Below are 23,362 nucleotides of genomic sequence, written 5' to 3'. Positions count from 1 at the left end.
GACAGATAAACCTGCATCACACATAATCAAACGGCGTAAATATTAGGCTTGCGAGATGATAGCGGTGGAGGTGCCTCAAACGCCTCAATTAAGCCAAGGTGAGGAGATTTTTTGTCTCGCTTCAAACATTTAGGAGTTGCACCTATGCGTCATCTAAGCCCCCAAACAATGCCCTCATCCCCTTTTCAGGCTGGTATTCCTTCTCCTCAGGTTATTTCTTCAGAAGTGGCACCCGCGATCGCAATCCTGACGACGCAGATCAACCTACTTCAAGCCCAACTGCACACCATGCAGTATCGACTGGATGAACTAGAGACGATGGCTAACCCAATCAATCGTCGATATCGTGCCCCTGAGCCTGAGAACACAAACTATAGCCCGATCGTTAAACTTTCCTTTAAAGCGATGAAGCTATTGTTTCTGTTTCTGGTAGGTTTTGCGTTAGTTTACATTATCGCTGGAAGCCTTGGCGCTTCGCCCGTCACGGAGGTTTTGCGGATTCTGATATCAGTTTGGCTAATGCCACTCGCTGCAATGACGTTTTGCATAGTTGCCCTTGCCTCGATCGTTGAGTCACTAAAGTAGAGTTATAGAACGGTTTTGGGATTTGGATGAGTGGAAATTTTAAGGGTCAAGGTGAAGCCAAATTCTAAACAGCAACAGATCGAACAGCAGCCAGATGGAAGCTTGACTGTGCATTTGAAATCGCCACCTGTTGACGGTAAAGCCAACAAAGAGCTAATCAAGCTGCTGTCCGATCGCTTTCATATCCCTAAATCTCACATCACTATCAAGTCCGGTTTATTGTCTAAAAATAAGTGGGTCGAACTCGATCGCTAGAGTATGGATTCAACGCCTACAATTTCCCAAGTTTCTTTGAGCGCGATCGTTCTGGCTGGGGGACAAAGTACTCGTATGGGCCGCGATAAAGCGCTGATTAAAATTTCGGGCGTTCCTCTGCTGAGACGAGTTTGCGAAGCGGCACTACACTGCACTAATCAAATTTATGTGGTGACGGCTTGGAGCGATCGCTATCGTGCAGTTGTGCCTCCTCATTGTCATCTGATCGTAGATATTCAACAAGGGCCGTTAGTGGGCTTTGCTCAAGGATTAACGTACATTCAAACCGACTGGGTATTGCTGTTGGCGTGTGATCTACCTCGATTGCGGGGCGAAACTTTGCAATCATGGACAGCCGAGTTAGAGACAATTTCACCCGATACGATCGCGCTGTTGCCCCACAGTCAAAAAGGCTGGGAACCGCTCTGCGGATTTTATCGCCGTCAATGCTTATCTGAATTGCAGCAGTTTATTGATCAAGGCGGACGATCGTTTCAATCTTGGTTAGCCAATCAGCAGGTTCAAGAATTACGTTTAGAAAACCGAGAAATTTTATTCAACTGCAACACTCCCCAAGATTTAGAAGATTTTAGTCGTGACAATCGCTAAACTCAGAAGCGGCGAGTTTGTGAGATAGCTGTGACCCAATTTCTATTAGTGACGGATTTAGATAACACTTTAGTCGGCGACGATCGTGCCCTCGACAAACTCAATCAACGCTTAACGCAATGTCGTCAAGTCAACGGCGTAAAGCTGGTTTATTCAACCGGACGATCGATCACGTCTTATCAGAAACTATCAACCGAAGTGAACTTACTAGAGCCAGATGTGTTGATTACCGCCGTCGGGACTGAGATTTATTACCCCGGCAAGGTTTTAGACCAGAAATGGACAACCCAGTCTTCAGCCGGGTGGAATCGAGACGCGATCGTTGCGATTACTCAACAATTTCCTCAGCTTGTGCCGCAACCAGAGTCTGAGCAGCGTTCTCTTAAAGTCAGCTTTTTGCTTGACGCAGAAGACGCGCACATTTTGCCAGACCTCGAAGCCAAAATTAAGCATCAAGGCGTTGACGCTCAACTGATTTACAGCAGCAATCAAGATCTCGATATTCTGTCTAGCCGAGCTAATAAAGGAAACGCGCTCGCTTATATTCAGCAAGTGCTAGGGTTTGAGTTCGATCGCACGATCGCGTGTGGCGATTCGGGCAACGATATTGCACTCTTTGAGCAAAAAACTTTGGGCGTAATTATGGGCAACGCTCAACCAGAATTATTGCAATGGCATCACAAAAATTTGAGTGACGATCGCTATCTCGCCCAAGGGTTTTGTGCCGCCGGAATCTTAGAAGGCTTACAATACTTCGGCTTCCTACAATAGAAGTAAGACCGTCTGCACTCTAAACTTCATCTTCATGATTGGCTATCTCAAAGGAACGATCGCAGGCATTCAAAAAAGCAGCAAGCACGTCACCCTCACCCTTGAGGTAAATCAAATTGGCTATGACCTGCAAGTCGTGCCGCGATTGCTGCAACAACTTCCTGAAGTTGGGGAAGACGCTCAAATCTTTACGCATCTCAATGTGCGAGAAGATCAGGTGACGCTGTTTGGGTTTAGCTCATCTGCCGAACGCGATCTGTTTCGGCAACTCGTGAGCGTCAGCGGCATCGGCCCGCAACTGGCGTTAGCCTTGCTCGACACGCTGGGACTGCAAGATCTCGTTCAGGCGATCGTGACGGGCAATACACGCCTACTTTCTCGCACTCCCGGCGTTGGCAGCAAAACCGCCGAGCGCATCGCTTTAGAGTTAAAAACTAAACTTGCCGAATGGCGACAACAAGCAGGCATTGCCATCGCCCCCGGAGCCGGGCCTGCTACTAATATTCTTGAAGATGTCGAGATGACCTTACTCGCATTGGGTTACACCGATCGAGAAATCACTCAAGCCTTGCAAGCCGTCGGACAAAGCACCACGCTCTCAAAATCAGATGACGCTGAAGCCTGGATTCGTCAAGCGATCGCGTGGCTCAGTCAATAACCAATGCCCGTAGGACACTGATCTCTTCTCTAATTAGTGCCTGAAATCTTGCGTCTCCTCGAAGGGTTTGAAAACTCAATTCGGTGGTCGCCATGCCTTGAATGATACAGCGTGACAACTGAATAGCTCGATCCAAATTCTCTAAGGCTTGGTCAAGCTCTCCCTGGAGCGTGTAGGTGCAGGCTTTGCCATACCAAGCGCTGGCATTGCGATCGTTGATTTTTAAGCAGTTGTCAAAACTGACCAACGCCTCAGCATAGCGGCGCAGTTTATTGAGAATTACGCCTCGATAGTTCCAAACATAGTCGCAGTTCGGTTTGATTTTTAGCGCCATATCCACATTGAGCAGAGCCGCTTGCTGGCGATTTAGACACGAAAGTGCAATGCCCCGGTTATACCAGGCTTTGTGGCTATCTGGGTTGAGCGCCAACACTCGATCGAAGCTAGCGATCGCTGTTTGGTAGCGAGAAAGATTGAGCAAAATTTTGCCGTGATTCTGCCAGGTGCGATAGTCATTTGGCTCAAACTTGAGCGCTTGACGAAAGCTGGTCAAGGCTTCTTCAGGGTGACCGAGTTTACCCAGCGCGAGACCTCGCCCCTGCCACGCCAGCGCCCACTGAGGACGCAGGACGATCGCCCGTTCAAAATTGACGATCGCGTCTTCATAGCGTCCTAGCTTTTCCAGCGCATATCCTCGGCAAACTAGTGCATCAACGTTGTCAGGCTCAACCGTCAAAATCTGCTCATATTTAGCAGCCTGCTGTCCATAAGCCATGAGCAACCCTAACGATCGCCCCCAGCGATATCTAGCCTCCCGCGATTCCTCAAGTTGCATATCGCGCTGTCTTACGCCTCGCCTGGATATCGAGCCGCTAACAGAGATAGAAAGCGTTCATCTTGCCGGAGTGGGTCAAAGTCGGCGTTGGCTTGAGCAATCTCACGATATTCACGAGGGTTGAATTCGAGCGCACGTTCTAGGTGCTCAAACGCCAGATCTAGTTCGCCCTGAATGGCGTAGCAACAGGCTTTGTTATACCAGAGGGTGGCGGTGTTTGGCTTGAGTTCTAAGGCTTTGTCATAGCTGGCGATCGCCGCTTCAATGTGCCCCAAGTGATAGAGGGCGTTGCCTCGGTTTGTCCAAGACTCTTCAAAATCGGGCTTAAACTCTATCGCTTTGTCGTAGCTGGCAATCACTTTTTCAAGCTGACCCAGTTTGCGAAGAGCCAACCCGCGACCATACCACGCCCAATGATAATCAGGCTTAAACTCAATGGCCCGATCGTAGCTATCTACCGCTTCTTGATAGCGCCCCAGGTTTCTCAATGAGATGCCCCGGTTATACCAGGCCCAGTAGTAGTTTTGCCTGAATTTGGTCGCCTGGTCATAGCTGTGGATGGCTTCTTCATAACGAAAGAGTTCATCCAAGGCGTTGCCGCGGTTGTTCCAGGCTTCTGGGAAACCGGGTTGATAGTCAAGGGCTTGGTCGTAGCTGGCGATCGCCTCCTCGTATTTTTTGAGGTGATATAGAGCGTTGCCCCGGTTATACCAGGCATCAGAGTAGTCGGGTTTTAGATCGAGAGCAGCTTCGTAACTGTGGATTGCAGTTTCGTAAGCTTTTGTCTTGTTTAGATACAGACCCTTCTGAAAGAAGAAGGTCATCTCAACGTCTTGGGTTTGGCTCATCGCCTAAGTTTATCTTACCTAAAGTGTCTTCGTTAAGATTCCCAGGACACGGTGCCGATTCCCACCAATGCAAAGAAAATTTATAAAATCGGGTGAAGAAAAAGCGAGGAAAGCTTAATTTTTCTCAAATCTAAAGATTAGGAATTTGGTTGACGTGAATTTGAGCTTCTACCGTTAAACTTCCCGGTTCGACTTGCATGGTTTTGATTTGCAGTGAAACCCCTTCTAGTTGAAAATACGGTTGACGAACGAGTTCTTGAACTTTGCTCAGTAAGACGATCATGAAGGGAATTGAAACTCCCTGTCCGGGGGCGCAGCAGAAGGTTTCTAGCAAAATTGGCTGGGTGTCAGTGCGAGGGCACGCAACGGCAGCGAACGTAACTGAGCGGGTTTCGCCCACTTCGCTTATGCTGATTGCTCCACTAAAATGAATTTTTCCAACACTTTGCAAACGCATCTCCAGGGGGAAGTCTAGGGCGATCGTCACTCGTTTTCCTTCAACATCAAGTTCTACAGGAGGCAGATTACTTTTCACATAATCTGAGTTTAAAGCTTGATTAATATCTGCTTCGGTGAGAACAATTCGTGCGGTTGTATCGACGGGTTGATCGAGTTTTATATTTCCTAAAAGCGCACTCAAAGGGTTAATTGAAATCTGGTTTGTGTGCAGTTCTACTGACTCTAAACGAATGTTTTCTTGAATAGTTAATCCTTGCCCTTCTACCACAACAAAATCTACTTTCCCTTGAACCACTTTTAGGAGATCAGTTTCGATACGCACCCCTATATTTTCAGCTTCGTCTAGTTGGCTAGACAGTCCGAGTTTGAGTGCTTCTGAAAGGGCTTGCTCTTCTAATTTAGGTTGATCTGACATGGGTGGCTGCCTACATTCGTTGTATTGATTACTAGTCTATTAATGTATAACCAGCTTAGTATCTGCACTGTGGGGGAACAGCGTTTTTTTGTTAGGAATGAAATGTGAGATTAATCGAGTGACGATCGCCACGAAAAACACTTTTTGATCAGCGTTCTAAATAATTAAAAAGTATCTATAGGAATAGACCGAGATAGAAGTTATAAAGATTAAGTATTCCTAAAGTTAGAGATTCTAGAGTAAAGTCGAAAAAGCGAGACTGAAAACGGACACTAAACCTCTCATGCTTCTGACGATTAGCACCACCCATTCTCCAGCAACCGACTTAGGATATTTGCTGCACAAACACCCCGATCGTTGTCAAACTTTTGATTTGTCTTTTGGGCAGGCACAAGTTTTTTATTCAGAAGCAACGGTCGATCGCTGCACAGCCGTTTTGCTGTTAGAAATCGATCCGGTACGATTGGTGCGAGGTAAATCGGGTTTTTCGCTGGATCAGTATGTCAACGATCGCCCTTATGTCGCGTCATCTTTTTTGAGTGTGGCGATCGCTCAAATATTTGGCTCGGCGCTGTCGGGTCGAAGTCACGATCGCCCCGATTTGGTGACTCGTGCAATTCCGCTAAAGGCAACGCTATCGATGGTGCCCTGTCGTCAAGGACAGAATTTTTTGCATCAGCTATTTGAACCTTTGGGATACACTGTTAAGACGACACAGCATTCGCTAGACGAACAGTTTTCTGAATGGGGCGAGAGTCGCTATTTTAGCGTTGAGTTAGATGCAAAAATACAGTTAAAACAACTATTGAGTCATCTTTATGTACTGATTCCGGTGTTGGATGAGGATAAGCACTATTGGGTAGGAGAAGAAGAAATTGAGAAGCTGTTGCAACATGGAGACGGATGGTTAGCAACACATCCTGAGAAAGTGCAGATTACGCGACAATATCTCAAACGAGAACGGACTCTTACACAAGCTGCATTAGCTCAGTTAATCGTTGAGGAAACACCTAATTTAGACGTTGCTGAAGACACTCACAATCAGGAAGAAGCTGATATTGAGAAATCGGTTAGTCTAAATCAGCAACGACTTGAGATGGTTACGTCAACGCTAAAACAGTGTGCTGTGAAACGAGTCATTGATTTAGGATGTGGAGAAGGAAACCTTCTGCGAGTTTTAGCAAAAGACAATTTCTTTGAGCAGATCACTGGAATCGATGTCTCGTATCGATCGCTCGAAACCGCCCAAAAACGCCTTGACCAATTATTGCTAGGCTCCAAACAGCGAGAGCGAATTCAACTCATGCAAGGGGCGCTGACTTACCGCGATCGCCGATGGGATGGCTATGAAGGCGCAACCCTGATCGAAGTGATTGAACATTTAGACTTGCCTCGACTAGCAGCCCTTGAGCGCGTAGTTTTTGAGTTTTCTCGCCCTAAAGTCGCGATCGTCACCACGCCAAATGTGGAATATAACGTTAAATTTATTGCCCTCGCTAATGGCACCCTACGTCACAAAGATCACCGTTTTGAATGGACTCGGCAGGAGCTTCAAACTTGGGCAAATCGCGTTGGTCAAGAGTTCGGATATACCGTTAGGTTTGAAGGAATTGGCAGCAACGATCCGATCGTCGGTTCACCGACCCAAATGGCAGTTTTTGAGCAATCAGTCCTATGAAATTAACCGTTCCTGAACTTTCTTTAGTCGTGCTGATTGGCGCATCGGGTTCTGGTAAATCGACGTTTGCCCGCAGCCACTTTTTGCCGACCGAAATTATCTCCTCGGATACGTGTCGCGGACTGGTCTCAGACGACGAAACGAACCAAGATGCCACCCGCGATGCGTTTGATGTGCTGCACTACATTACGGCAAAGCGACTAGCCGCTGGAAAGCTGACTGTGATCGATGCCACCAACACTCAGGCAGACGATCGTAAAACGCTCATTAAACTCGCTCGTGAATATCACTGCATTCCCGTCGCGATCGTGCTGAATTTATCTGAGAAACTCTGCCACGATCGCAATCAGCAACGCCCCGATCGTGCTTTTGGTGCTCATGTAGTGCGTCGTCATGTACAAAATATTCAGCGATCGTTGAAAGGATTACAACGGGAAGGATTTCGTCACGTCCACATTCTGTCAACGCTAGAAGACATTCAATCAGCAAGGATCGAGCGTCAACCTCTGTGGACTAATCGCAAACACGAACACGGGCCCTTTGACATCATCGGTGACGTGCATGGATGTTGCGATGAATTAGAAGCGCTGTTGCAAACGCTGGGATACGATCCGATACCCACCGCAGAAAGTCGCCAATTTGCGGACTTTGCCAGCTATCGGCATCCGCAGGGACGAAAAGCTGTTTTCTTAGGAGATTTGGTCGATCGCGGCACCCGAATTCTCGATACTTTAAAACTCGTTGCCAACATGGTTGCTACGGGCGATGCGCTCTGCGTTCCTGGCAATCACGACTCCAAGCTGCTGCGAAAGCTCAAAGGTCAAAACGTTCGAGTTAATCACGGGTTAGAGCAAAGCCTCGCCGAAATTGAGGCGTTATCAGAGGAAACTCGATCGCCCTTTGTGCAAGACCTTCAAAAATTTCTCGATTCGCTCGTGAGTCATTACGTGCTAGACGAAGGCCGTCTGGTCGTCGCCCACGCTGGCATGAAGCAAGCCTATCAAGGACGCGGTTCGGGGCAAGTTCGAGAATTTGCGCTGTATGGAGAAACCACCGGAGAAATCGACGAATTTGGGCTGCCCGTTCGCTATAACTGGGCATCTGAATATCGGGGCACCGCAATGGTAGTCTATGGACACACGCCGATTCCCGAACCTGTTTGGCTAAACAACACCCTCAACATTGATACGGGCTGCGTTTTTGGCGGAAGACTAACGGCGTTGCGCTATCCCGAAAAACAATTGGTGTCGGTTCCTGCCGATCGCGTCTACTGCGAACCGATCCGACCGCTCATCGTTCCTCAAGCCGCGGGTGAATTAACGCCTCAACAAGAAGTCGATGGCGTGTTAGACATTACCGATGTGTTGGGCAAACGGATCATTTCCACCCGATTGCAGCGCAACATCACGATTCGAGAAGAGAACGCGATCGCCGCTTTAGAAGTGATCAGTCGATTCGCCGCCAATCCAAAATGGCTGATTTATTTGCCGCCTACCATGTCGCCCGTCGAGACTTCCACTCAACCTGAGTTTTTAGAGCATCCTGCCCAAGCGTTTGCCTATTATCGCAAGCAAGGCATCGCCCAAGTGGTCTGCGAAGAGAAACACATGGGGTCACGAGCAGTCACGATCGTCTGTCAAAACATCGAAGCTGCCAGCAAACGCTTTGGAGTCACCGATGGCAGTGTAGGCATCTGCTACACCCGCACCGGACGGCAATTTTTTGACAACTCCGCCCTAGAAGCCGAATTTTTGACCCGCGTACAAACCGCCCTCTCAAATAGTGGCTTTTGGGAAGAATTTCAAACCGATTGGGTGTGTCTCGACTGCGAACTGATGCCCTGGTCAGCAAAAGCCCAAGGACTTCTGCGAGAGCAATACGCTCCGGTTGGACGGGCAGCACGAGTTGCGCTCACTGATGCCGTGGCGCTGCTCAAACAAGCCCAACAGCGAGGCGTAGAGGTCGAGTCTCATCTGCAACACTATCAGCAGCGATCGCACCTCGCCGATCGCTATGTAGCGGCTTATCGTCGCTATTGCTGGTCAGTTAACACGATCGCCGATCTCAAGTTGGCTCCCTTCCACATTCTCGCCACCGAGGGAGCCGTGCATCTAGACAAAACTCACCTTTGGCATTTGCACCACATTGCTAAGATTGCTCAAGCCGATCCACAGCTATTAATAGCAACCGCCTATCAGGTTGTGGATCTGAACGACCCGACGAGCCAAGAGGCAGGAGAAAATTGGTGGCAAACCCTCACCCAGCAAGGTGGAGAAGGAATGGTGATCAAACCACTGGATTTTGTGGTTCAGCGCGATCGGGGCTTAATTCAGCCTGCGGTGAAGTGTCGAGGTCAAGAATATTTGCGAATTATCTATGGCGCAGAGTATTCGATGCCTGCAAACTTAGAGCGATTGCGGCAGCGTGGCTTGTCGGCGAAGCGATCGCTGGCGCTGAGAGAATTTGCCCTCGGTGTTGAGGCACTAGAACGATTTGTTGCCAAAGAGCCGCTCCGTCGCGTTCACGAATGCGTGTTTGGCATTCTGGCACTAGAAAGCGAACCCGTTGATCCTCGTCTTTGAGCCAAGCCGAGATAGTTCAATCCGACGTAGGGCAGTTTCATTGTCGCGAGAGACTTTACCCCTCCCCCAGCCCCTCTCCCACAAGGGCGAGAGGGGGACCAGAGCCTAATTTTCTCCCTTCTCGCTTCTCCTTGGGGAGAAGCGATTATCTTGAATGTCCGGGAAACTATGCCAATGCAGGAACAGGGTTGGGGATGAGGGTCTTCTCTTTATTACCTCATATTCATGCGGCTCTCTCGCTAATGGTAAAGTCACTATCGGAGAGTTATTCAAGGGATTTGACTGATGAAAGCGCAGGTATTTCGGGGAGTTGACCAACTAAGTTATGAAGAGGTGCCACTGCCAGAGATCGGAGCAGATGAGGTTTTAGTGCAGGTTCAGGTCGTAGGCTTGTGTCAGTCGGATATTAAGAAGATCAAATATCCGCTTTATGAGCCGCCGCGAATTTTTGGACACGAGACTGCTGGCACGATCGCTGCCATCGGGTCTGAGGTGCAAAAATGGCAGATGGGCGATCGTGTCGTCGTCCTACATCACATTCCCTGTATGCACTGCGCTTACTGCCTTAACGAAAATTTCTCAATGTGTGAGGTCTACAAAAACATCACGACCACAGCCGGATTTGCGCCCAGCGGTGGCGGCTTTGCCGAGTATGTGAAAGTCCCCGGTCACATTGTTCGCAACGGGGGACTGATGATCATTCCCGACGATGTGACCTTTGAGCAAGCCAGTTTTGTAGAACCGACCAATTGCTGTTTAAAGGCCGTCAAAAAAGCGCAAATTGCTCCAGGTCAAACCGTTTTGGTGACGGGTGCAGGCCCGATCGGACTCATGTTCATCATGTTGGTGAAATATTTTGGAGCGCGGGCAATCTCCACCGATCTGATGCCCTCTCGGATGGAAAAAGCCCTCAATGTCGGAGCCGATGCCGCATTCGATGCTCGTGACCCAAATCTAGTGAATAAAATTCACTCACTGACTCAGGGCATGGGCGTAGATGTCAGTTTGCTGGCGGTTCCCAGTGACAAAGCTTTTTTTCAAGCATTGGATTGCACTCGTAAAGGCGGCAAAATTCTCTTTTTTGCAGAGTTTCCTGATGAGTTGGAGATTCCGATTAATCCCAATATTTTATATCGCCGAGAAATTGATTTGATGGGCAGCTATAGTTCGTCTTATCGAGTGCAATCACTGGCGGCAGAGATTGTGTTTAACCGTCGAATTGATGTCGATGCGCTGATCAGCGATCGCTACCCGCTCAAAGATTTGGCAATGGCGGTCGATCGGGCAATCACTCCAACGCCAGAAACCTACAAAATTCTGATTTTTCCCTAACTGTTTGAGTTATAGTTCTCGGAGATTTTAAGATATTTTCCTAGGTCTTGAAATCTCTGACTCGAACCCATTCAATAAAGTCTCACCGAAGGATTTCTCGTGACCTTTCAAGAGTTTGCTTTCTTTTTGATGTCGATCGCCGCAGGCACAGCCGGACAGTTTTTTTTAAAGACAGGAGCGCAAAAGCTAGGACGAGTAAACACTGGAAACTTTCTGGGTCACGTCCTTAGCATTGCCACAACGCCTGAACTTTTGATCGGTCTGGTTTTCTATGGGGTTGGCGCAGTTCTCTATATCTTGCTGCTGACTCGTGTGAAACTAAGCGTTTTGGGCCCGGCGGTGGCTCTGCAATATATCTTTGCCGTTCTGATGGGCAAATTTATTTTTGACGAGCCAATTCCGCTGACTCGCGTTGCAGGTATGGGGTTGATTATTTGTGGCGTTATTCTTTTAATCTCACGAGATTAGAGCGGCGGTTCAGTTCTAAAACCTATTTACAGAAATTGCTTGAGAATGGTAGCCGTTGCGTCTGCGGTCTTTGCCCAACTAAATTGACTGGCTCTGTCGAGGCTGAGTTGACGTAAGTGGGTTCTCAAGTTGGAGTCGCTACTGACTTGGCGTAGAGCATCGGCGATCGCTCCCACATTATAGGGATCAACCAACAGCGCGGCTTCTCCCGTGACTTCTGGCATTGATGACAGATTTGAGGTGATCACCGGGGTTCCACAGGCCATAGCTTCTAAAATCGGCAAACCAAATCCCTCCCACAAACTTGGAAACACGAGCGCGATCGCTTGATTTAACACGATCGGCAACTCGTCATAAGGGACATAACTCAAAAACTTAACTTGCTCGGTCAAACCCAAGCTAGCGATCTGATTCACTAAAATTGGAGTGTGGCGCTGATCAGAGGGCCCTGCGATCCAAAGCTCGTAACTAGAGTGATTGGGCAGTTTTGAAAAGGCTTTGATCACTCGTTGCAGGTTTTTATAAGCATCATGGCGACCCAAATATAAGAAATAATTGCGCGTTGGTAAATCTAAACAGCGAAAATGATCAGCATCATAAGCTAAGGGAATCACCGTGGTTTTTTTAACGGAAATGTCAAAGAAATTTATGGCATCTGTTGCAGTCGCTTCAGAATCACAAATAATCTGTTCGGCTTGAGATAACACCTGAGGAACATAATATTTGAAATAAGGCGTTAGAGGAGATGAAGCCCTTGGAAACCGAAGCGGAATCAAGTCATGCAATGTGACCACATAACGAAGATTGGTGAAAAGTGGAGCTTCAGGAATGGGAGAAAATAACAGACTCGCTTTCAGCTTTTTGTAAAGGTTTGGTAGCTTAAGTTGAGTCCACAAAAGCCGTGAAAGATGCCCTTTACTTCCTTGATCGGGGGTCAAATTATCAGGAATTGAGTAACAACGATGATCAGGAAAACTTTGCGAAGTTAGCAATATCGGGTTTAAACTTCTCAAGCCAGGAAGTAAATTTTTGGCATAGACGGTGTGGCCTGTGGGTTTATCTGCTAAAAAAGACAGGTTGATGAGTAGCTGATCAAACACGACCTGAACAATTTACGACATTAGCAGTTTATAAGCTTTTAGCGTTTCTCTGGCAGTATTTTCCCAAGAATAGCACCTCGCTCGATCGCGCCCCTTCTGGATCAACTCATTCCGCAGGTGAGAATCGCTGACCACCCGTAAAATTGCCTCTGCTAAACCAGTCACATCATTTGGCTCAACAAAAAGCGCCGCATCGCCTGCAACTTCAGGCAGTGAAGAAGTGTTTGCAGTGACCACGGGTGCGCCTAGAGTCATGGCTTCTAAAACAGGCATTCCAAACCCTTCATAGTAAGAAGGGTAGACAAAAACATCCGCTTTAGAATAGAACAAAGCAACTAGCTGATCAGAGAGATAGCTCAAATGATGAATTGATTTTTGGTAGGGCGATCGCGCCATTCGCTCAAAGATTGGCTCATATAACCATCCTTTCTGACCAATTAATATCAGGTCATGATCAAGGCGGTATTTTTGCTTTAAATAATCGAAAGCTTCTATCAGATTAATAATATTTTTGCGAGGCTCGATCGTGCTCACAAATAAAATATAAGGCTTTGAAAAATCGTAATGGATAGACTCTTTTGGCGAACAATTAAAGCTAGGATCAACGCTATATCGACTTGCTAAAGGAGTTACACAAATTTTGTCAGGATTCACTCCTAGATAATCGACAATATCGTTTTTAGAACTTTGCGAGATCGTGAAGATTAAATCTGTCCACTGGAGACATTTTTTAACTCGCTCCGCATAAGCGCCAACCGTCGAATTTGTGTAGTGAGGATAGCGAATAAACGTCAAATCATAGATAGTCATCACTCGCTGACTGTGCCGAAACGGAAAAACAGTGTAGTTTGTTCCATGCACAATATCTGGAGCGCCAAAACAGCGTTCAAAATAAGGAATGAATAAGCCAGGAAATTGAACAAAAGAATTGGTTAGTCTGACCGGAAACGGAAATAATCGGAGGTTTGAATAACTTCTAAGATGTTCTGGAAACGAAAGATTACCCTTCAACCAGTTTTTTAGCCCTGGTTGATAAACTACATCTAGCTCAAAAGCTTCCTCAGATTTCAAGCTCTCTAATGCCTGAACTAACCCCGCAACATATAACCCGATGCCACTGGGTTTTGGCAACAACGGAGTGGCATCGATCGTAATCTTCAACATCGTTCAAAAAACTTTCTGATCAAGTCACCATTCTAGGCTTTGCGGTCTGTCAGTTCTTTGAGATCGTGGTCAACCATCAACTCCACCAACTGCTCAAACGGATATTGAGGCTGCCAGCTTAATTGCTTACAGATTTTGTCGATCGAACCGACCAATTGCACGGCTTCGTCGGGTCTATAAAAAGACGGGTCAACCGAAACATAGTCTTGCCAGCGCAGCCCAACACATCCAAACGCACACTCTACAAGCTCTTTAACCGAGTGCGTTTCACCACTGGCAATAATGTAATCGTCGGGCTGATCTTGTTGAAGCATGAGCCACATCGCATGAACGGCATCTTTGGCATAACACCAATCGCGCCGCGCTTCTAAGTTGCCCAGTTTTAACTCACTTGCCAGCCCTAGTTTGATCCGAGCGGCTCCCTGCGTAATTTTGCGAAACACAAATTCTGTGCCTCGGCGAGGCGACTCGTGAGTATAGGTGATTCCACAGCAAGTATACAAACCATACTGCTGGCGGTAGTTGATGGTCATCCAGTGAGCGTAGGCTTTAGCGACTCCATAGGGGTTGCGAGGACGGAACGCTGTTCGCTCAGTTTGAGGAGACTCGTCGGGCTGGCCAAACACCTCACTGCTCGAAGCCTGATAAAACCGTGAGCTAGGGTGGCAGCGACGAATCGACTCTAACAATCGAGAAACTCCCAAAGCCGTATATTCTGCCGTGAGTGCGGGTTGAGTCCAAGAGATGGGCACATAACTTTGAGAAGCCAGATTGTAAATTTCGTGGGGCTGAGACTGTTCGATCGCATCCATCAGCGAACATTGATCGAGCAAATCGCCAGAGAGAATCGTGACTTCGCCAGAGAGATGACGAATGCGATCGACCTTCCCAGAGCTAGAGCGACGAACCAGACCAAAAACTTGATAGCCTTTGCTCAAAAGAAGTTCAGCTAGATATGAACCGTCTTGACCTGTGAGTCCTGTGATGAGAGCTTTTTTTTGCACTTTTTTCAAGTTTGCTGAACTCTACTTAGCTGTTTACACATAAACGTACAACATTCAGACCTCTTTACCAAAACTTCAAACTTGGGCGCGATCGACCTTCCTGTAACAAATCCGCATGAGGGCAATGCCGTGCCATGCCTGTACAAAAAGCGTAGGGGCATGGCAGGCCGTGCCCCGTCGGATTGAACGATCGACTAAAAAGCCAGAAGTTTGTGCGCTTTGCGATCGCTAAAAATTTGGTGAACTTCCTGTATATGAAACATCCATTCATCAATGGGCTTGTGCTTAAGAACATTGATTCTGTGAGCAATCAGAACGTGCCAAAAGTTTTCGTAAAACTCAAAAATTTCTGGAAAGTGCCCTGGATTCACTCTATAGAAATGCTCCTTATTATAGTTAATCATTTCAGTTTCTTCTAGTTGTCTTCCTAGATAAAGCTGATGCAATTTGGCAATTTCAGGAAGCCCTGTTGAATGCCATAAGTGAGCTGATTTTTGGGAGGGATACTCTCTGAACAATCCCACCACTTCTTGAATAGCTAGAAATTTCGCCCCGTTCTTGAGAAAGCGTAGAAATAGTTCATAGTCCATTGCAAACTTAAATTCAGTATCTACGTAAGCACCCGCCTTCTCGAAGATGCTTCTTCTCCAAAATGTACATTCTTGGGGAATAAAGTCGCTCAAATAAAAATTTTGCTCTGAGAAAGGTCGATAAGGATCGCAGTGAAGGAAACAGCCGTCTTCGTCAATCGAATGCCTTTGCCCGTAGAGAACGTCAACGTCGGGGTGCTGATTGAAGTAGTTTACAACGGTGGCAATAGTGTCTGAGTTGGCGTAGCAATCATCAGAATTGAGATAGGCAATAATATCACCACTGCAATACTTAAACCCTTTATTTAAAGCATCTGTTTGACCTTCATCTGCCTCAATAATTGTGGTGTCGATTAATTCTTGATATCGCTCAAGAATCGATATCGTTTCGTCTGTTGAGAGACCATCTACCACAACATACTCAATGTTCAAATAACTCTGGGCTACAACGCTGGCGATCGTTTTCTCAATGAACTTTCCCTGGTTATAAGAAGGCGTAACGATACTAACTTTTGGAAGACGATCATTCTCTGTCATTGTTCTTTGTCATACTCAAATCTTGAATGCTCTCACGAAGCTTTGCTAACTCATCGAGAACAGTGACATTCAACTTTTCGTTTGATTGTTGATGCTTTACATCAATGACGATCATATAAATGTGAATTAATTCGTCTGCTAGCTTTTGAGCAAGTTGACTTTGCAGTTCTAAATGGGTTTTCTGAGCCTCCAAATTATTTTGACGAATCCGTTTTAGCTCTTGATGAACTTCATTATGAACTTCATTTACTACTTCGCTTTTGATTCTTTTATATAGAGGATTTGTCAAAGTTTCGTAAACGGGTTGAGCAACTCTTTTCAGCACACTTCGCCCCTTCCGAATTGGAGTTTTGAGGACGATCGCATTAGCAGCAACCCACCAAAGAAAAATTTTGGTGATTGCTTTGGGAGAAATCAAACTTTTCCAGTGCCAGTATGACCAGAAGCTAATTTTGACTAATTCGTTGATGAACTGCCGTTCCTGTTCTGGTTGGGTTCGATCCAGTTTCAACGTTTGATCTAACTTCACATGAGAGTAGCAGAAAATCCAGTGGCTCGGAACAATGCCAATCTCACGACGCAGCATATCGTTGATTTCGGTACAAACGGCGAGTCTTTGTCCTAGAGTTTTGTTGGTCTTATACAGTCTTGAAGCGGCTAGTTTTTTAGGCAAATAGTAGAATTTGATGTGCTTTCCATAACGCAACCACAACTCATAATCCATGCAGTAGTCTAAGGCAACATCTAAGTTTCCATACTTCTCGACTAAACTCCGTCGGAAAAACACAGCAGGCTGACAGAGATAACAGACTCTAGTGAGTCGTTTATAGTTCCAAGCTTCTGTTGGATAAGGCTCAATCAGGCGATCGTATTCATCAATATAATCGGCGTTTCCGTAGATAATTTCTACCTCTGGATGCGCTTCAAAAACTGCTTGAACTTGCCTAAAAGCACCTGAATAGTAAACGTCATCGGAGTTGATCCAGGCGATGATCTCGCCCTTAGTCATAGCAAGGCCTTTATTAACGGCATCTGACTGCCCGCGATCGGGTTCCGACACCCAGCGCAGTCGATCTTCATACCGCTTCAAAATCTCCACCGTTTCATCTTTACTGCCACCGTCACAGATGACATACTCAATATCAGCATCTTGTTTTAAGACGCTCTGAATGGTGCGTTCAATGAAACGACCTTGGGAGTATGAAGGGGTAATAACGCTGAATTTTAAGCTCACAGGTGATGAAGGGTGTTGACGAATCGAAAAAGTACCTGAATGAGTATATACTATGTCAGTCTATTCCTGTGCGTCTGCTTGCGGACAACTTCCGAAAATACTTCGAGATATTCCTGCACCATTTTTTCTGATTCAAACAGTTTTAGCCGTTCGTAGCCTTTGTCAATCAAATTGATCGCAGTAGCTTCGTTACGATCAATTTGAGATAAGCAATCTGCCAATTCTTCAGGGTTTTTTGGATCAAAATAAATCACGGCATCGCCTCCGACTTCTGGCAGGCTTCCCGCAGTACTCGACAGCACTGGTTTACCAAAAACCATTCCTTCCAAAATAGGAATTCCGAAGCCTTCGTACAGCGACGGAAAGACCAAAAATTGACATCCTCTCCAAACTGATTCTAGTTGAGCTTCACCCAAGTATCCGAGAAAATGAACGCGATCGCTCAGTCCAGCTTCTGCAACCATCTCTCGAAGCTTTTGTTCTTCCTGCTTGAGTGCCCCGGTGAAAACTAGATTCAGCGTGTTGTCTGGAAAATTCTTCTGATAAATTTCGTAGGCAGCCAACAGCATTCGATGATTTTTGTGGGGCCAATAGTTAGCCGGATAGAAGGCATAATTGCGATCGTCCAACCCCAATTCCTGAAGATTTTCCATGACAGTTGCTGGGTCTAAACCTGCCCAACGATCGTGAACCGAGATATGAATAACGGATAATTTCTCAGCGGGCGCATTCAGCTTGGTCAAAAAAGATTGACGGCTAAACTCTGAAATGCAGATCAACTTTTGAGCGACTTTCAGTAGATTACCGAGAAAGAGATCTCGCTGCTGCCGTTCTTCATCGGTGAAAAAACTGGGGTAGTCTAAATGCTGCAAATCATAGACAATCGCAACGGTTGGAATACCCTTCTCTGCGGAATTTGTGGCTGAAAAAGGACAAAAAAGTAAGTCAATTTCGTACTCTTTTAGCAGAGATTTCTTTGGATAAAATCGTTTCAGCTTGCCTCGAATTTTACGCTTTACCTTGTTTAGAAACCGAATAGCCCTAAGATCGCTAGGCGGAGAATCAGCAGGCGGAGCTGAAGAGCCAATCGGAATACATTGGGTGTTGGCAGTCTCATACTCCAGCAGTTCTGCATGATTCCAAGGAGCCGTGAGTAAAAAGAACCTATATTGGGGAGCCAAGGTTTGCAGTTGCTTAAAGAGAGTCAAGACTAAGACTTTAGAACCTCCATTTTCGCCATTTGAAAGCACAGAAAGCATATCCACAGCAATTCTCAAAGATGATTTGGTGCCCATACCCTCACACACCGATAGTTGATGTTAATAACTAATGGTCGCTACATCTGCAATCAAGATCCTTTACCTGTTCCCTGCTCAGATATTTTCACCCAATTACGGTTTGTAGCCGATCACTCCGTAATCTCCTGACCCATAGAAATGCTGACCCAAAATCTCTGCCAACTCTACCCCGATCGCCTGATATTTCTCAACAATGTGGGCACTTTCGGGGTGAGGGCGAAGCTCCATGATCTGCACATTTGTCAATCCCTGTTGCTCGGCGATGAACTTCATTAAAGAAGCAGGCAGAGGCTTGAGATGGGTCGGGTCAAGATAAAAATTGTGGGTGCTGACGAAAAAGTTATGGGGATTTGGCGTTTCAAAAATCGCCAATCCTCCAGGTTTGAGCACTCTGACCGTTTCCCGAAACAGCTTCATGAGAACTGGAAAAGGGAGATGTTCAATAATATGAAATCCGGTGACTGCACCCAAACTACCATCGGGCAAGCTCTCCAAATATTCAATCAGATCTCCTTCTGCAACTTCCAATCCTCTCGATCGGCACTGACCAACCATGATCTGATTAATATCTAAGCCTCGCGCTTTCCGTCCAGCTTCTTGAAGCAGCTCTAGCCACTCGCCGCGCCCACAGCCGACATCCAGAATTGCAGAATCATCGCTGCCGATATTTGCGGCTTCAACTAACGGGAGATACACCTCCAGCCGTCTCGAAATTTCTTCGCGGCTGCCTCGATAGTTGTCTTCAAAAACGGCATAGAACGTATCAAGAGAGCGTTCTTCATCTGCGGTTTCCTTGAGACTAGCGTTGAGAGAAGAAAGTTGAGAATCAAGAACGGCTAAATTCTGAGACGTTTCTCTTGATTCCATTTCTAGAGCAGTCAATTGTTTGCTGAACTGCTGATTCATTCTCAAAGATTCTCTAAGCGCTTCAACTAGAGAAAAGTTGATAGCTCGTTGTTCTTTGAATAGAAATGAGTAGAGTTTTAAGGCAAATTTCTGAAGCGGTTGGCTGATGTTGAATGGAAAATGATTGAACCGAGTCGGAAGCGCTGTGCGAATTTGAGATTTGGACTCGGCGTTGTCGAGCACTGCTTCTAGATGGCTGACCGTGGCAGTGCTGAGGTGGTCCCCCAAGTGGAGTGCTTGGGTAGACTGACTGTCTGTCATTTCGCCTACGCTAACTAAAGCACTTGAGGAGTCACTCTCAATCGGGGTGGCTGCTGGCAATGTCGTGTTCATGGCTGGAGATCCTGTTGGAGTCACAGAGCGACCTTGTAAGCAAGCCCTCACCTGCTCTGGGGAAATGGGTTGATGGGAAGCGATCGCAAACAAACTGGGAGCTGATCGCATCTGAGCGATCGAAAACTTGCTCAACAGACTGCCGCCCGGATCAGCCGGATTGCCAAACCAGAGCAGAACATACTGAAACTGCTGCTGCAACTGTCGCTTGAGACTTTGGGGAGACTGCTCATTAATATGCATCAGCATTTCGTAGCGAGTCCGGGGTTCGATCGACAAATAAGCCCCGACTGAAGCCGCAATTTTTCTTTTACGCGGGTAGTCGTATTTGTAGTACCAGAGGTTGGGATAGGTGTGCAGAATAAACAGTCCGTCTGGGGTGAGATGCTCTGAAACTCGTTGATAGAGTTGATCGACCTCCGCGACAGAAAGATGCTCGATCACATCGGAGGCGATCGCCACATCGTAGTGACCTTTGAGCGGGGCAGTGCAGACATCATCACACTGAAACTCGACGTTTTTTCTCAGTTCTGGTTCTCCAACGAAGCAGTTTTCTGCCAGGTCGATCGCAGCTTGTGAATAATCAATTGCGGTGACAGTGAAACCTTTTTGAGCGAAGTGGTAGGCAAGTTCACCTCGTCCGCAGCCCAAATCTAGAAATCTGCCCTGGGTCTTGATGCCTGCGATCGCAGCCACTGCCTGAAGTCTCGGATCTGCGAGTTTTTTGCCCTGGTATTGTTTGTAGGAGTCATAGCCGCCACAGTCCAAGGTGTAATAGTCGCTGGTGTAGGTTTGGCGAATGGTTGTACTTTCTCTCACCGAGTCGTGAATGCCCTGACTGACCTCTGCCAAATACTGGTCAGAAACTTTGATCAACAGTTCACCTGCATAGCCAGGAATCACCCCATAAAACTCTAGAACGCCTGCATAGCGGTAGAGAAAATCACTGACAGCGGTATAGTTTTGAGGAGTCCAAAAATAGCCATCCACTAAAACATAATGGGCTTGCTTGATAGCCAGTCGCAAATCGTGGAACGACCCAGCCCCGTCTTGCTGACCATCGACATGGATCAAGTCGTAGATGCCGCCCGGAAACCGATCCATCTGCTGACTGTCGGCAATTACAAACTCTGCCCTAAAGGACTGCGTAATTTTTTCTGCCCATTGGACTGCGCCTTTTGTGCCGCCAAAAGTATCGGTATCTAGATCAATGCCGACAAAGGTTGCTTCAGGACTGCCCTGCAAAAATGCCGCAGCAGAATAGCCAAACCGCACGCCGACTTCTAAAATTGAAGTGGGCTTCAGAACGTGGGCGATCGCCCATTTCAACCGATAATACTCTAACCACTCATCAAATAAATGAATTAGCGGATCTTGAGGATTCGCCGTGTCTCGAAAGTCGTACGTTGCCTGTTGAAATTGCTCAATAATCGCTTCAAACATGGGCCTGCCTGTAAATCTTCACAGTTGGGTTAAGGTTTACAATTCCTCCCCAACGACTTGCCTCTTTGTCACAAAGTATTTTCAAAACCGCAGTGTTGTGGACATAAGCTAAAGCACGCTCAAATTGCCCTTCACCATATCCGCTATCTGCAATTCCAATTGTGACCGTATATTCGCCTTCACTCAATGGCACTTGAAACTGAAACCGCACGTTGATAGAAGTGTTTTTGCTGACCTGTCCAATATGCTGATCCATGTTGAAAGTGTGATCAACAAAGATAGTTGCTCCTGTTTTATCTCTAATTTTGAAGCCAACGATCGGGTCGTCAAAAGCTTGAAGAAACAAAATGTTGATGGAGACTTGAACGAATTGCCCACTGACGATCGACTCAGTAGGGCGATCGTCAGCATCTAACAGTTTAACTGACTGAATTTTGACTTCAGGAGTGACCACCGCAACCTCTTCCTCAGAAGAGTCATTGATCAATTCCAGCGAGGCGCTAAGAGGAGAAGTTTGAATCTCTAACGCATCAGGACGGGTATCACTTCTCTTGAGCAAATTTGCTTCATATAAATCCAATACTTGTCTAGGTGTGGACTTCAAAATTACGTTTCCTGACTCAAACAAGATTGCTGAGTCGCAGAGCTTATAAACAGAAGTAGGATCGTGAGAAACGAAAAGTAGTGTCGTCCCCGAATTTTGCAGTTTTCTGATTCTTTCAAAACATTTCTGTTGAAAGTAGATGTCTCCAACAGCTAATGCTTCATCGACAATCAAAATATCAGGATCAGAACTCACCGCTACTGCAAACGCCAGGCGAATAAACATCCCGGTTGAGTATGTTTTGACAGGGTGGTTAATAAAGTCTCCAATATCTGCAAATTTAGCGATATCGTCGAATCTATCTTCGATTTCTGCGCGACTCAAACCCAAAAGTCGCCCGTTAAAAAATACGTTCTGCCGCCCCGTAAATTCTGGGTTGAAACCACTTCCTAGTTCGAGCAGTGCAGAGATTCGACCTTTGACTTCTACGGTGCCAGTGGTGGGCGTTAACGTTCCAGCAATGATTTGCAGCAGTGTACTTTTGCCGGCCCCGTTTTGCCCAACAATTCCTAAAGTTTCTCCTTGACCAATTTCTAAACTAATATTTTGCAGTGCCCAAAATTCGGTTGCTCTACTTCTTCCGGGCAGCAAAAGTTCTTTCAAGCGATCGACCGGACGATCATACCGCTTAAAACATTTCGAGACATTTTTGAGAGAAATAGCCATCTCACCCATATCTTGCCGTTCATCCTCACGATCACACCGCGGTATTTAGCCGCTTATCCTTTCAGATTAGATTACATCCGCAAAGGCAGGACGCAACCGCTTAAACACAAATAAGCCCACACCAAAAATGGCCAAGGAAAACACTGAAGTCGCTGCCCATTGTGCCCAGTGGTGAACTTCTCCAACTAATACTAAGTCGCGGTAAACTTCGACGATCACCGCCAAAGGATTTAACCAAAAGACCCAAAACCGCACAGACTCTGGAATCAGCGAAACCGGGTAAATAATGGGGGTGACGTAAAACCAAAGATTGAGAATAACGCCGATCGTCTGCGGAATGTCTCTCAGAAATACTGTCAGTCCAGCCGTAAGATACCCCAACCCTGCGGTCAGCAGCAATTGTGGCACCCAAACCAATGGAAGTAACCAAAGTGTACTGTGAATCGTCTTAGCCGTAAATGCCACAAAGGTGATCAACGCCATCAAGCCGAGCGAACTCTCGACAAAAGCGGATAAAACGGGCACCAGAGGCAGCAAAACCAGAGGGAAAACCACTTTTTTGACCAGGTTAGGCTGTGTAATGACAGAGGTAGATGACTGCATAAGCCCGATCAAAAAGGCAGTCCAGGGAACTAGCCCCGCGAATAGCCAGAGTCCGTAGGTAAAGTTGTTGGCAGGTAGCCCCTTAATGCTGAGTTTTACCTGAAGCACGATCGAGAACAGATAGGTGTAAACCAGTAGTTGCACCAGTTGGTTAATCAGTGACCACAAGTTGCCCAAAATCGAACCCTTGTAGCGAGCCTCTAGATCTCGTTGTACAAGCGTTTTGAGTAGGTCAAGCTTCGTCCACCACGGATGACGGACGGGAAGCAACCGGATAGCGTTGCGGGCAAATGCTTTGACTGGTTTCAACAAGTAATCGTTCCCCTTGGCTGAAGCAACTCTGCTAAATTGTGAGTGGAGATGCTGATCAAATCGTGAATTTATC

The 23,362-nt window shown here is 46.7% G+C and carries 21 protein-coding genes; 9 read left to right on the top strand and 12 right to left on the bottom strand.

From position 1 onward, the window contains the following. Positions 1–168 precede the first annotated feature (168 nt). The 5 genes from BRW63_RS17725 to ruvA are packed head-to-tail and all read left to right on the top strand — an operon-like array spanning position 169 to position 2,878. Complete coding sequence (locus BRW63_RS17725; RefSeq protein WP_073073525.1) at positions 169–585, top strand: hypothetical protein; 417 nt, start codon at positions 169–171, stop codon at positions 583–585. A gap of 30 nt (positions 586–615) precedes the next feature. Then, entirely contained in the window at positions 616–840 is a 225-nt protein-coding gene (locus BRW63_RS17720) for a DUF167 domain-containing protein (protein WP_073073524.1), read from the top strand. 3 nt (positions 841–843) lie between these two features. Next, on the top strand, positions 844–1,449 hold the full coding sequence (locus BRW63_RS17715; RefSeq protein WP_073073522.1) for a molybdenum cofactor guanylyltransferase: 606 nt from the start codon (positions 844–846) through the stop codon (positions 1,447–1,449). Positions 1,450–1,479: 30 nt separating this feature from the next. Continuing rightward, positions 1,480–2,220: a sucrose-phosphate phosphatase gene (locus tag BRW63_RS17710; RefSeq protein ID WP_073073521.1), complete on the top strand. Its 741-nt coding sequence runs from the start codon at positions 1,480–1,482 to the stop codon at positions 2,218–2,220. 34 nt (positions 2,221–2,254) lie between these two features. Next, positions 2,255–2,878 carry a Holliday junction branch migration protein RuvA gene (gene ruvA, locus BRW63_RS17705; protein WP_073073519.1) on the top strand — a complete coding sequence of 208 codons (624 nt, stop codon included), beginning with the start codon at positions 2,255–2,257 and terminating at the stop codon, positions 2,876–2,878. Here ruvA and BRW63_RS17700 read toward each other — a convergent pair. From BRW63_RS17700 to BRW63_RS17690, 3 genes are all read right to left on the bottom strand, one after another. Then, positions 2,868–3,713: a tetratricopeptide repeat protein gene (locus BRW63_RS17700; RefSeq protein ID WP_083583038.1), complete on the bottom strand. Its 846-nt coding sequence runs from the start codon at positions 3,711–3,713 to the stop codon at positions 2,868–2,870. The genes ruvA and BRW63_RS17700 overlap by 11 nt on opposite strands. Before the next feature lie 11 nt (positions 3,714–3,724). Then, positions 3,725–4,561: a tetratricopeptide repeat protein gene (locus BRW63_RS17695; protein WP_073073517.1), complete on the bottom strand. Its 837-nt coding sequence runs from the start codon at positions 4,559–4,561 to the stop codon at positions 3,725–3,727. A gap of 130 nt (positions 4,562–4,691) precedes the next feature. After that, on the bottom strand, positions 4,692–5,435 hold the full coding sequence (locus BRW63_RS17690) for an LmeA family phospholipid-binding protein (protein WP_073073515.1): 744 nt from the start codon (positions 5,433–5,435) through the stop codon (positions 4,692–4,694). A gap of 283 nt (positions 5,436–5,718) precedes the next feature. Between BRW63_RS17690 and BRW63_RS17685 the strand changes: the two genes are divergently transcribed. From BRW63_RS17685 to BRW63_RS17670, 4 genes are all read left to right on the top strand, one after another. Then, positions 5,719–7,113, top strand: a complete 1,395-nt coding sequence (locus tag BRW63_RS17685) for a 3' terminal RNA ribose 2'-O-methyltransferase Hen1 (protein ID WP_073073514.1) — start codon at positions 5,719–5,721, stop codon at positions 7,111–7,113. Beyond that, the gene (locus tag BRW63_RS17680) at positions 7,110–9,695 is read left to right on the top strand and encodes a polynucleotide kinase-phosphatase (RefSeq protein ID WP_073073512.1); all 2,586 of its coding nucleotides are present in this window, start codon (positions 7,110–7,112) and stop codon (positions 9,693–9,695) included. Before BRW63_RS17685 ends, BRW63_RS17680 begins: the two co-directional genes overlap by 4 nt. Positions 9,696–9,980: 285 nt before the next feature. Next, positions 9,981–11,027 carry a zinc-dependent dehydrogenase gene (locus BRW63_RS17675; protein ID WP_073073510.1) on the top strand — a complete coding sequence of 349 codons (1,047 nt, stop codon included), beginning with the start codon at positions 9,981–9,983 and terminating at the stop codon, positions 11,025–11,027. 99 nt (positions 11,028–11,126) lie between these two features. Next, on the top strand, positions 11,127–11,495 hold the full coding sequence (locus BRW63_RS17670) for an EamA-like transporter family protein (RefSeq protein ID WP_073073508.1): 369 nt from the start codon (positions 11,127–11,129) through the stop codon (positions 11,493–11,495). 26 nt (positions 11,496–11,521) lie between these two features. On the opposite strand, the gene BRW63_RS17665 is transcribed toward BRW63_RS17670, so the two are convergent. The 9 genes from BRW63_RS17665 to BRW63_RS17625 all read right to left on the bottom strand — a co-directional run bounded on the left by BRW63_RS17665 (position 11,522) and on the right by BRW63_RS17625 (position 23,289). Beyond that, positions 11,522–12,595 (bottom strand): glycosyltransferase family 4 protein, encoded by a 1,074-nt coding sequence (locus tag BRW63_RS17665; protein WP_073073507.1) that lies wholly within the window; start codon positions 12,593–12,595, stop codon positions 11,522–11,524. A gap of 12 nt (positions 12,596–12,607) precedes the next feature. Continuing rightward, positions 12,608–13,759 carry a glycosyltransferase family 4 protein gene (locus BRW63_RS17660; RefSeq protein WP_073073506.1) on the bottom strand — a complete coding sequence of 384 codons (1,152 nt, stop codon included), beginning with the start codon at positions 13,757–13,759 and terminating at the stop codon, positions 12,608–12,610. Positions 13,760–13,791: 32 nt separating this feature from the next. Continuing rightward, positions 13,792–14,763 carry a GDP-mannose 4,6-dehydratase gene (locus BRW63_RS17655; RefSeq protein ID WP_073073593.1) on the bottom strand — a complete coding sequence of 324 codons (972 nt, stop codon included), beginning with the start codon at positions 14,761–14,763 and terminating at the stop codon, positions 13,792–13,794. 194 nt (positions 14,764–14,957) lie between these two features. Beyond that, positions 14,958–15,890 carry a glycosyltransferase family 2 protein gene (locus BRW63_RS17650; protein ID WP_073073502.1) on the bottom strand — a complete coding sequence of 311 codons (933 nt, stop codon included), beginning with the start codon at positions 15,888–15,890 and terminating at the stop codon, positions 14,958–14,960. Continuing rightward, positions 15,877–17,124, bottom strand: a complete 1,248-nt coding sequence (locus BRW63_RS17645; RefSeq protein ID WP_073073500.1) for a glycosyltransferase family 2 protein — start codon at positions 17,122–17,124, stop codon at positions 15,877–15,879. The genes BRW63_RS17650 and BRW63_RS17645 overlap by 14 nt, the downstream gene beginning before the upstream one ends. A 50-nt stretch (positions 17,125–17,174) precedes the next feature. Next, positions 17,175–18,383, bottom strand: coding sequence for a glycosyltransferase family 4 protein (locus BRW63_RS17640; RefSeq protein WP_223257423.1), 1,209 nt, complete (start codon positions 18,381–18,383; stop codon positions 17,175–17,177). A gap of 132 nt (positions 18,384–18,515) precedes the next feature. Further along, positions 18,516–21,104: a methyltransferase domain-containing protein gene (locus BRW63_RS28370; RefSeq protein WP_073073495.1), complete on the bottom strand. Its 2,589-nt coding sequence runs from the start codon at positions 21,102–21,104 to the stop codon at positions 18,516–18,518. Continuing rightward, positions 21,097–22,374 carry an ABC transporter ATP-binding protein gene (locus tag BRW63_RS17630; protein WP_223257419.1) on the bottom strand — a complete coding sequence of 426 codons (1,278 nt, stop codon included), beginning with the start codon at positions 22,372–22,374 and terminating at the stop codon, positions 21,097–21,099. Before BRW63_RS17630 ends, BRW63_RS28370 begins: the two co-directional genes overlap by 8 nt. Before the next feature lie 66 nt (positions 22,375–22,440). Further along, the gene (locus BRW63_RS17625; protein ID WP_244913223.1) at positions 22,441–23,289 is read right to left on the bottom strand and encodes an ABC transporter permease; all 849 of its coding nucleotides are present in this window, start codon (positions 23,287–23,289) and stop codon (positions 22,441–22,443) included. Positions 23,290–23,362 lie beyond the last annotated feature (73 nt).

The sequence above is a fragment of the Phormidesmis priestleyi ULC007 genome (genome assembly GCF_001895925.1).
Classification (GTDB): Bacteria; Cyanobacteriota; Cyanobacteriia; order Leptolyngbyales; family Leptolyngbyaceae; genus Phormidesmis_A; species Phormidesmis_A priestleyi_A.
The sequence above is the reverse complement of the archived record's forward strand: the minus strand, read 5'-3'. Positions and strand labels throughout refer to the sequence as shown.

Coding starts and splice junctions, on each gene's coding strand:
- BRW63_RS17725 (WP_073073525.1), top strand. CDS start 169: ATGCCCTCATCCCCTTTTCAGGCTGGTATTCCTTCTCCTCAGGTTATT.
- BRW63_RS17715 (WP_073073522.1), top strand. CDS start 844: ATGGATTCAACGCCTACAATTTCCCAAGTTTCTTTGAGCGCGATCGTT.
- ruvA (WP_073073519.1), top strand. CDS start 2,255: ATGATTGGCTATCTCAAAGGAACGATCGCAGGCATTCAAAAAAGCAGC.
- BRW63_RS17700 (WP_083583038.1), bottom strand. CDS start 3,713: ATGCAACTTGAGGAATCGCGGGAGGCTAGATATCGCTGGGGGCGATCG.
- BRW63_RS17695 (WP_073073517.1), bottom strand. CDS start 4,561: ATGAGCCAAACCCAAGACGTTGAGATGACCTTCTTCTTTCAGAAGGGT.
- BRW63_RS17690 (WP_073073515.1), bottom strand. CDS start 5,435: ATGTCAGATCAACCTAAATTAGAAGAGCAAGCCCTTTCAGAAGCACTC.
- BRW63_RS17685 (WP_073073514.1), top strand. CDS start 5,719: ATGCTTCTGACGATTAGCACCACCCATTCTCCAGCAACCGACTTAGGA.
- BRW63_RS17680 (WP_073073512.1), top strand. CDS start 7,110: ATGAAATTAACCGTTCCTGAACTTTCTTTAGTCGTGCTGATTGGCGCA.
- BRW63_RS17675 (WP_073073510.1), top strand. CDS start 9,981: ATGAAAGCGCAGGTATTTCGGGGAGTTGACCAACTAAGTTATGAAGAG.
- BRW63_RS17660 (WP_073073506.1), bottom strand. CDS start 13,759: ATGTTGAAGATTACGATCGATGCCACTCCGTTGTTGCCAAAACCCAGT.
- BRW63_RS17650 (WP_073073502.1), bottom strand. CDS start 15,890: ATGACAGAGAATGATCGTCTTCCAAAAGTTAGTATCGTTACGCCTTCT.
- BRW63_RS17640 (WP_223257423.1), bottom strand. CDS start 18,383: ATGCTTTCTGTGCTTTCAAATGGCGAAAATGGAGGTTCTAAAGTCTTA.
- BRW63_RS28370 (WP_073073495.1), bottom strand. CDS start 21,104: ATGTTTGAAGCGATTATTGAGCAATTTCAACAGGCAACGTACGACTTT.
- BRW63_RS17630 (WP_223257419.1), bottom strand. CDS start 22,374: ATGGCTATTTCTCTCAAAAATGTCTCGAAATGTTTTAAGCGGTATGAT.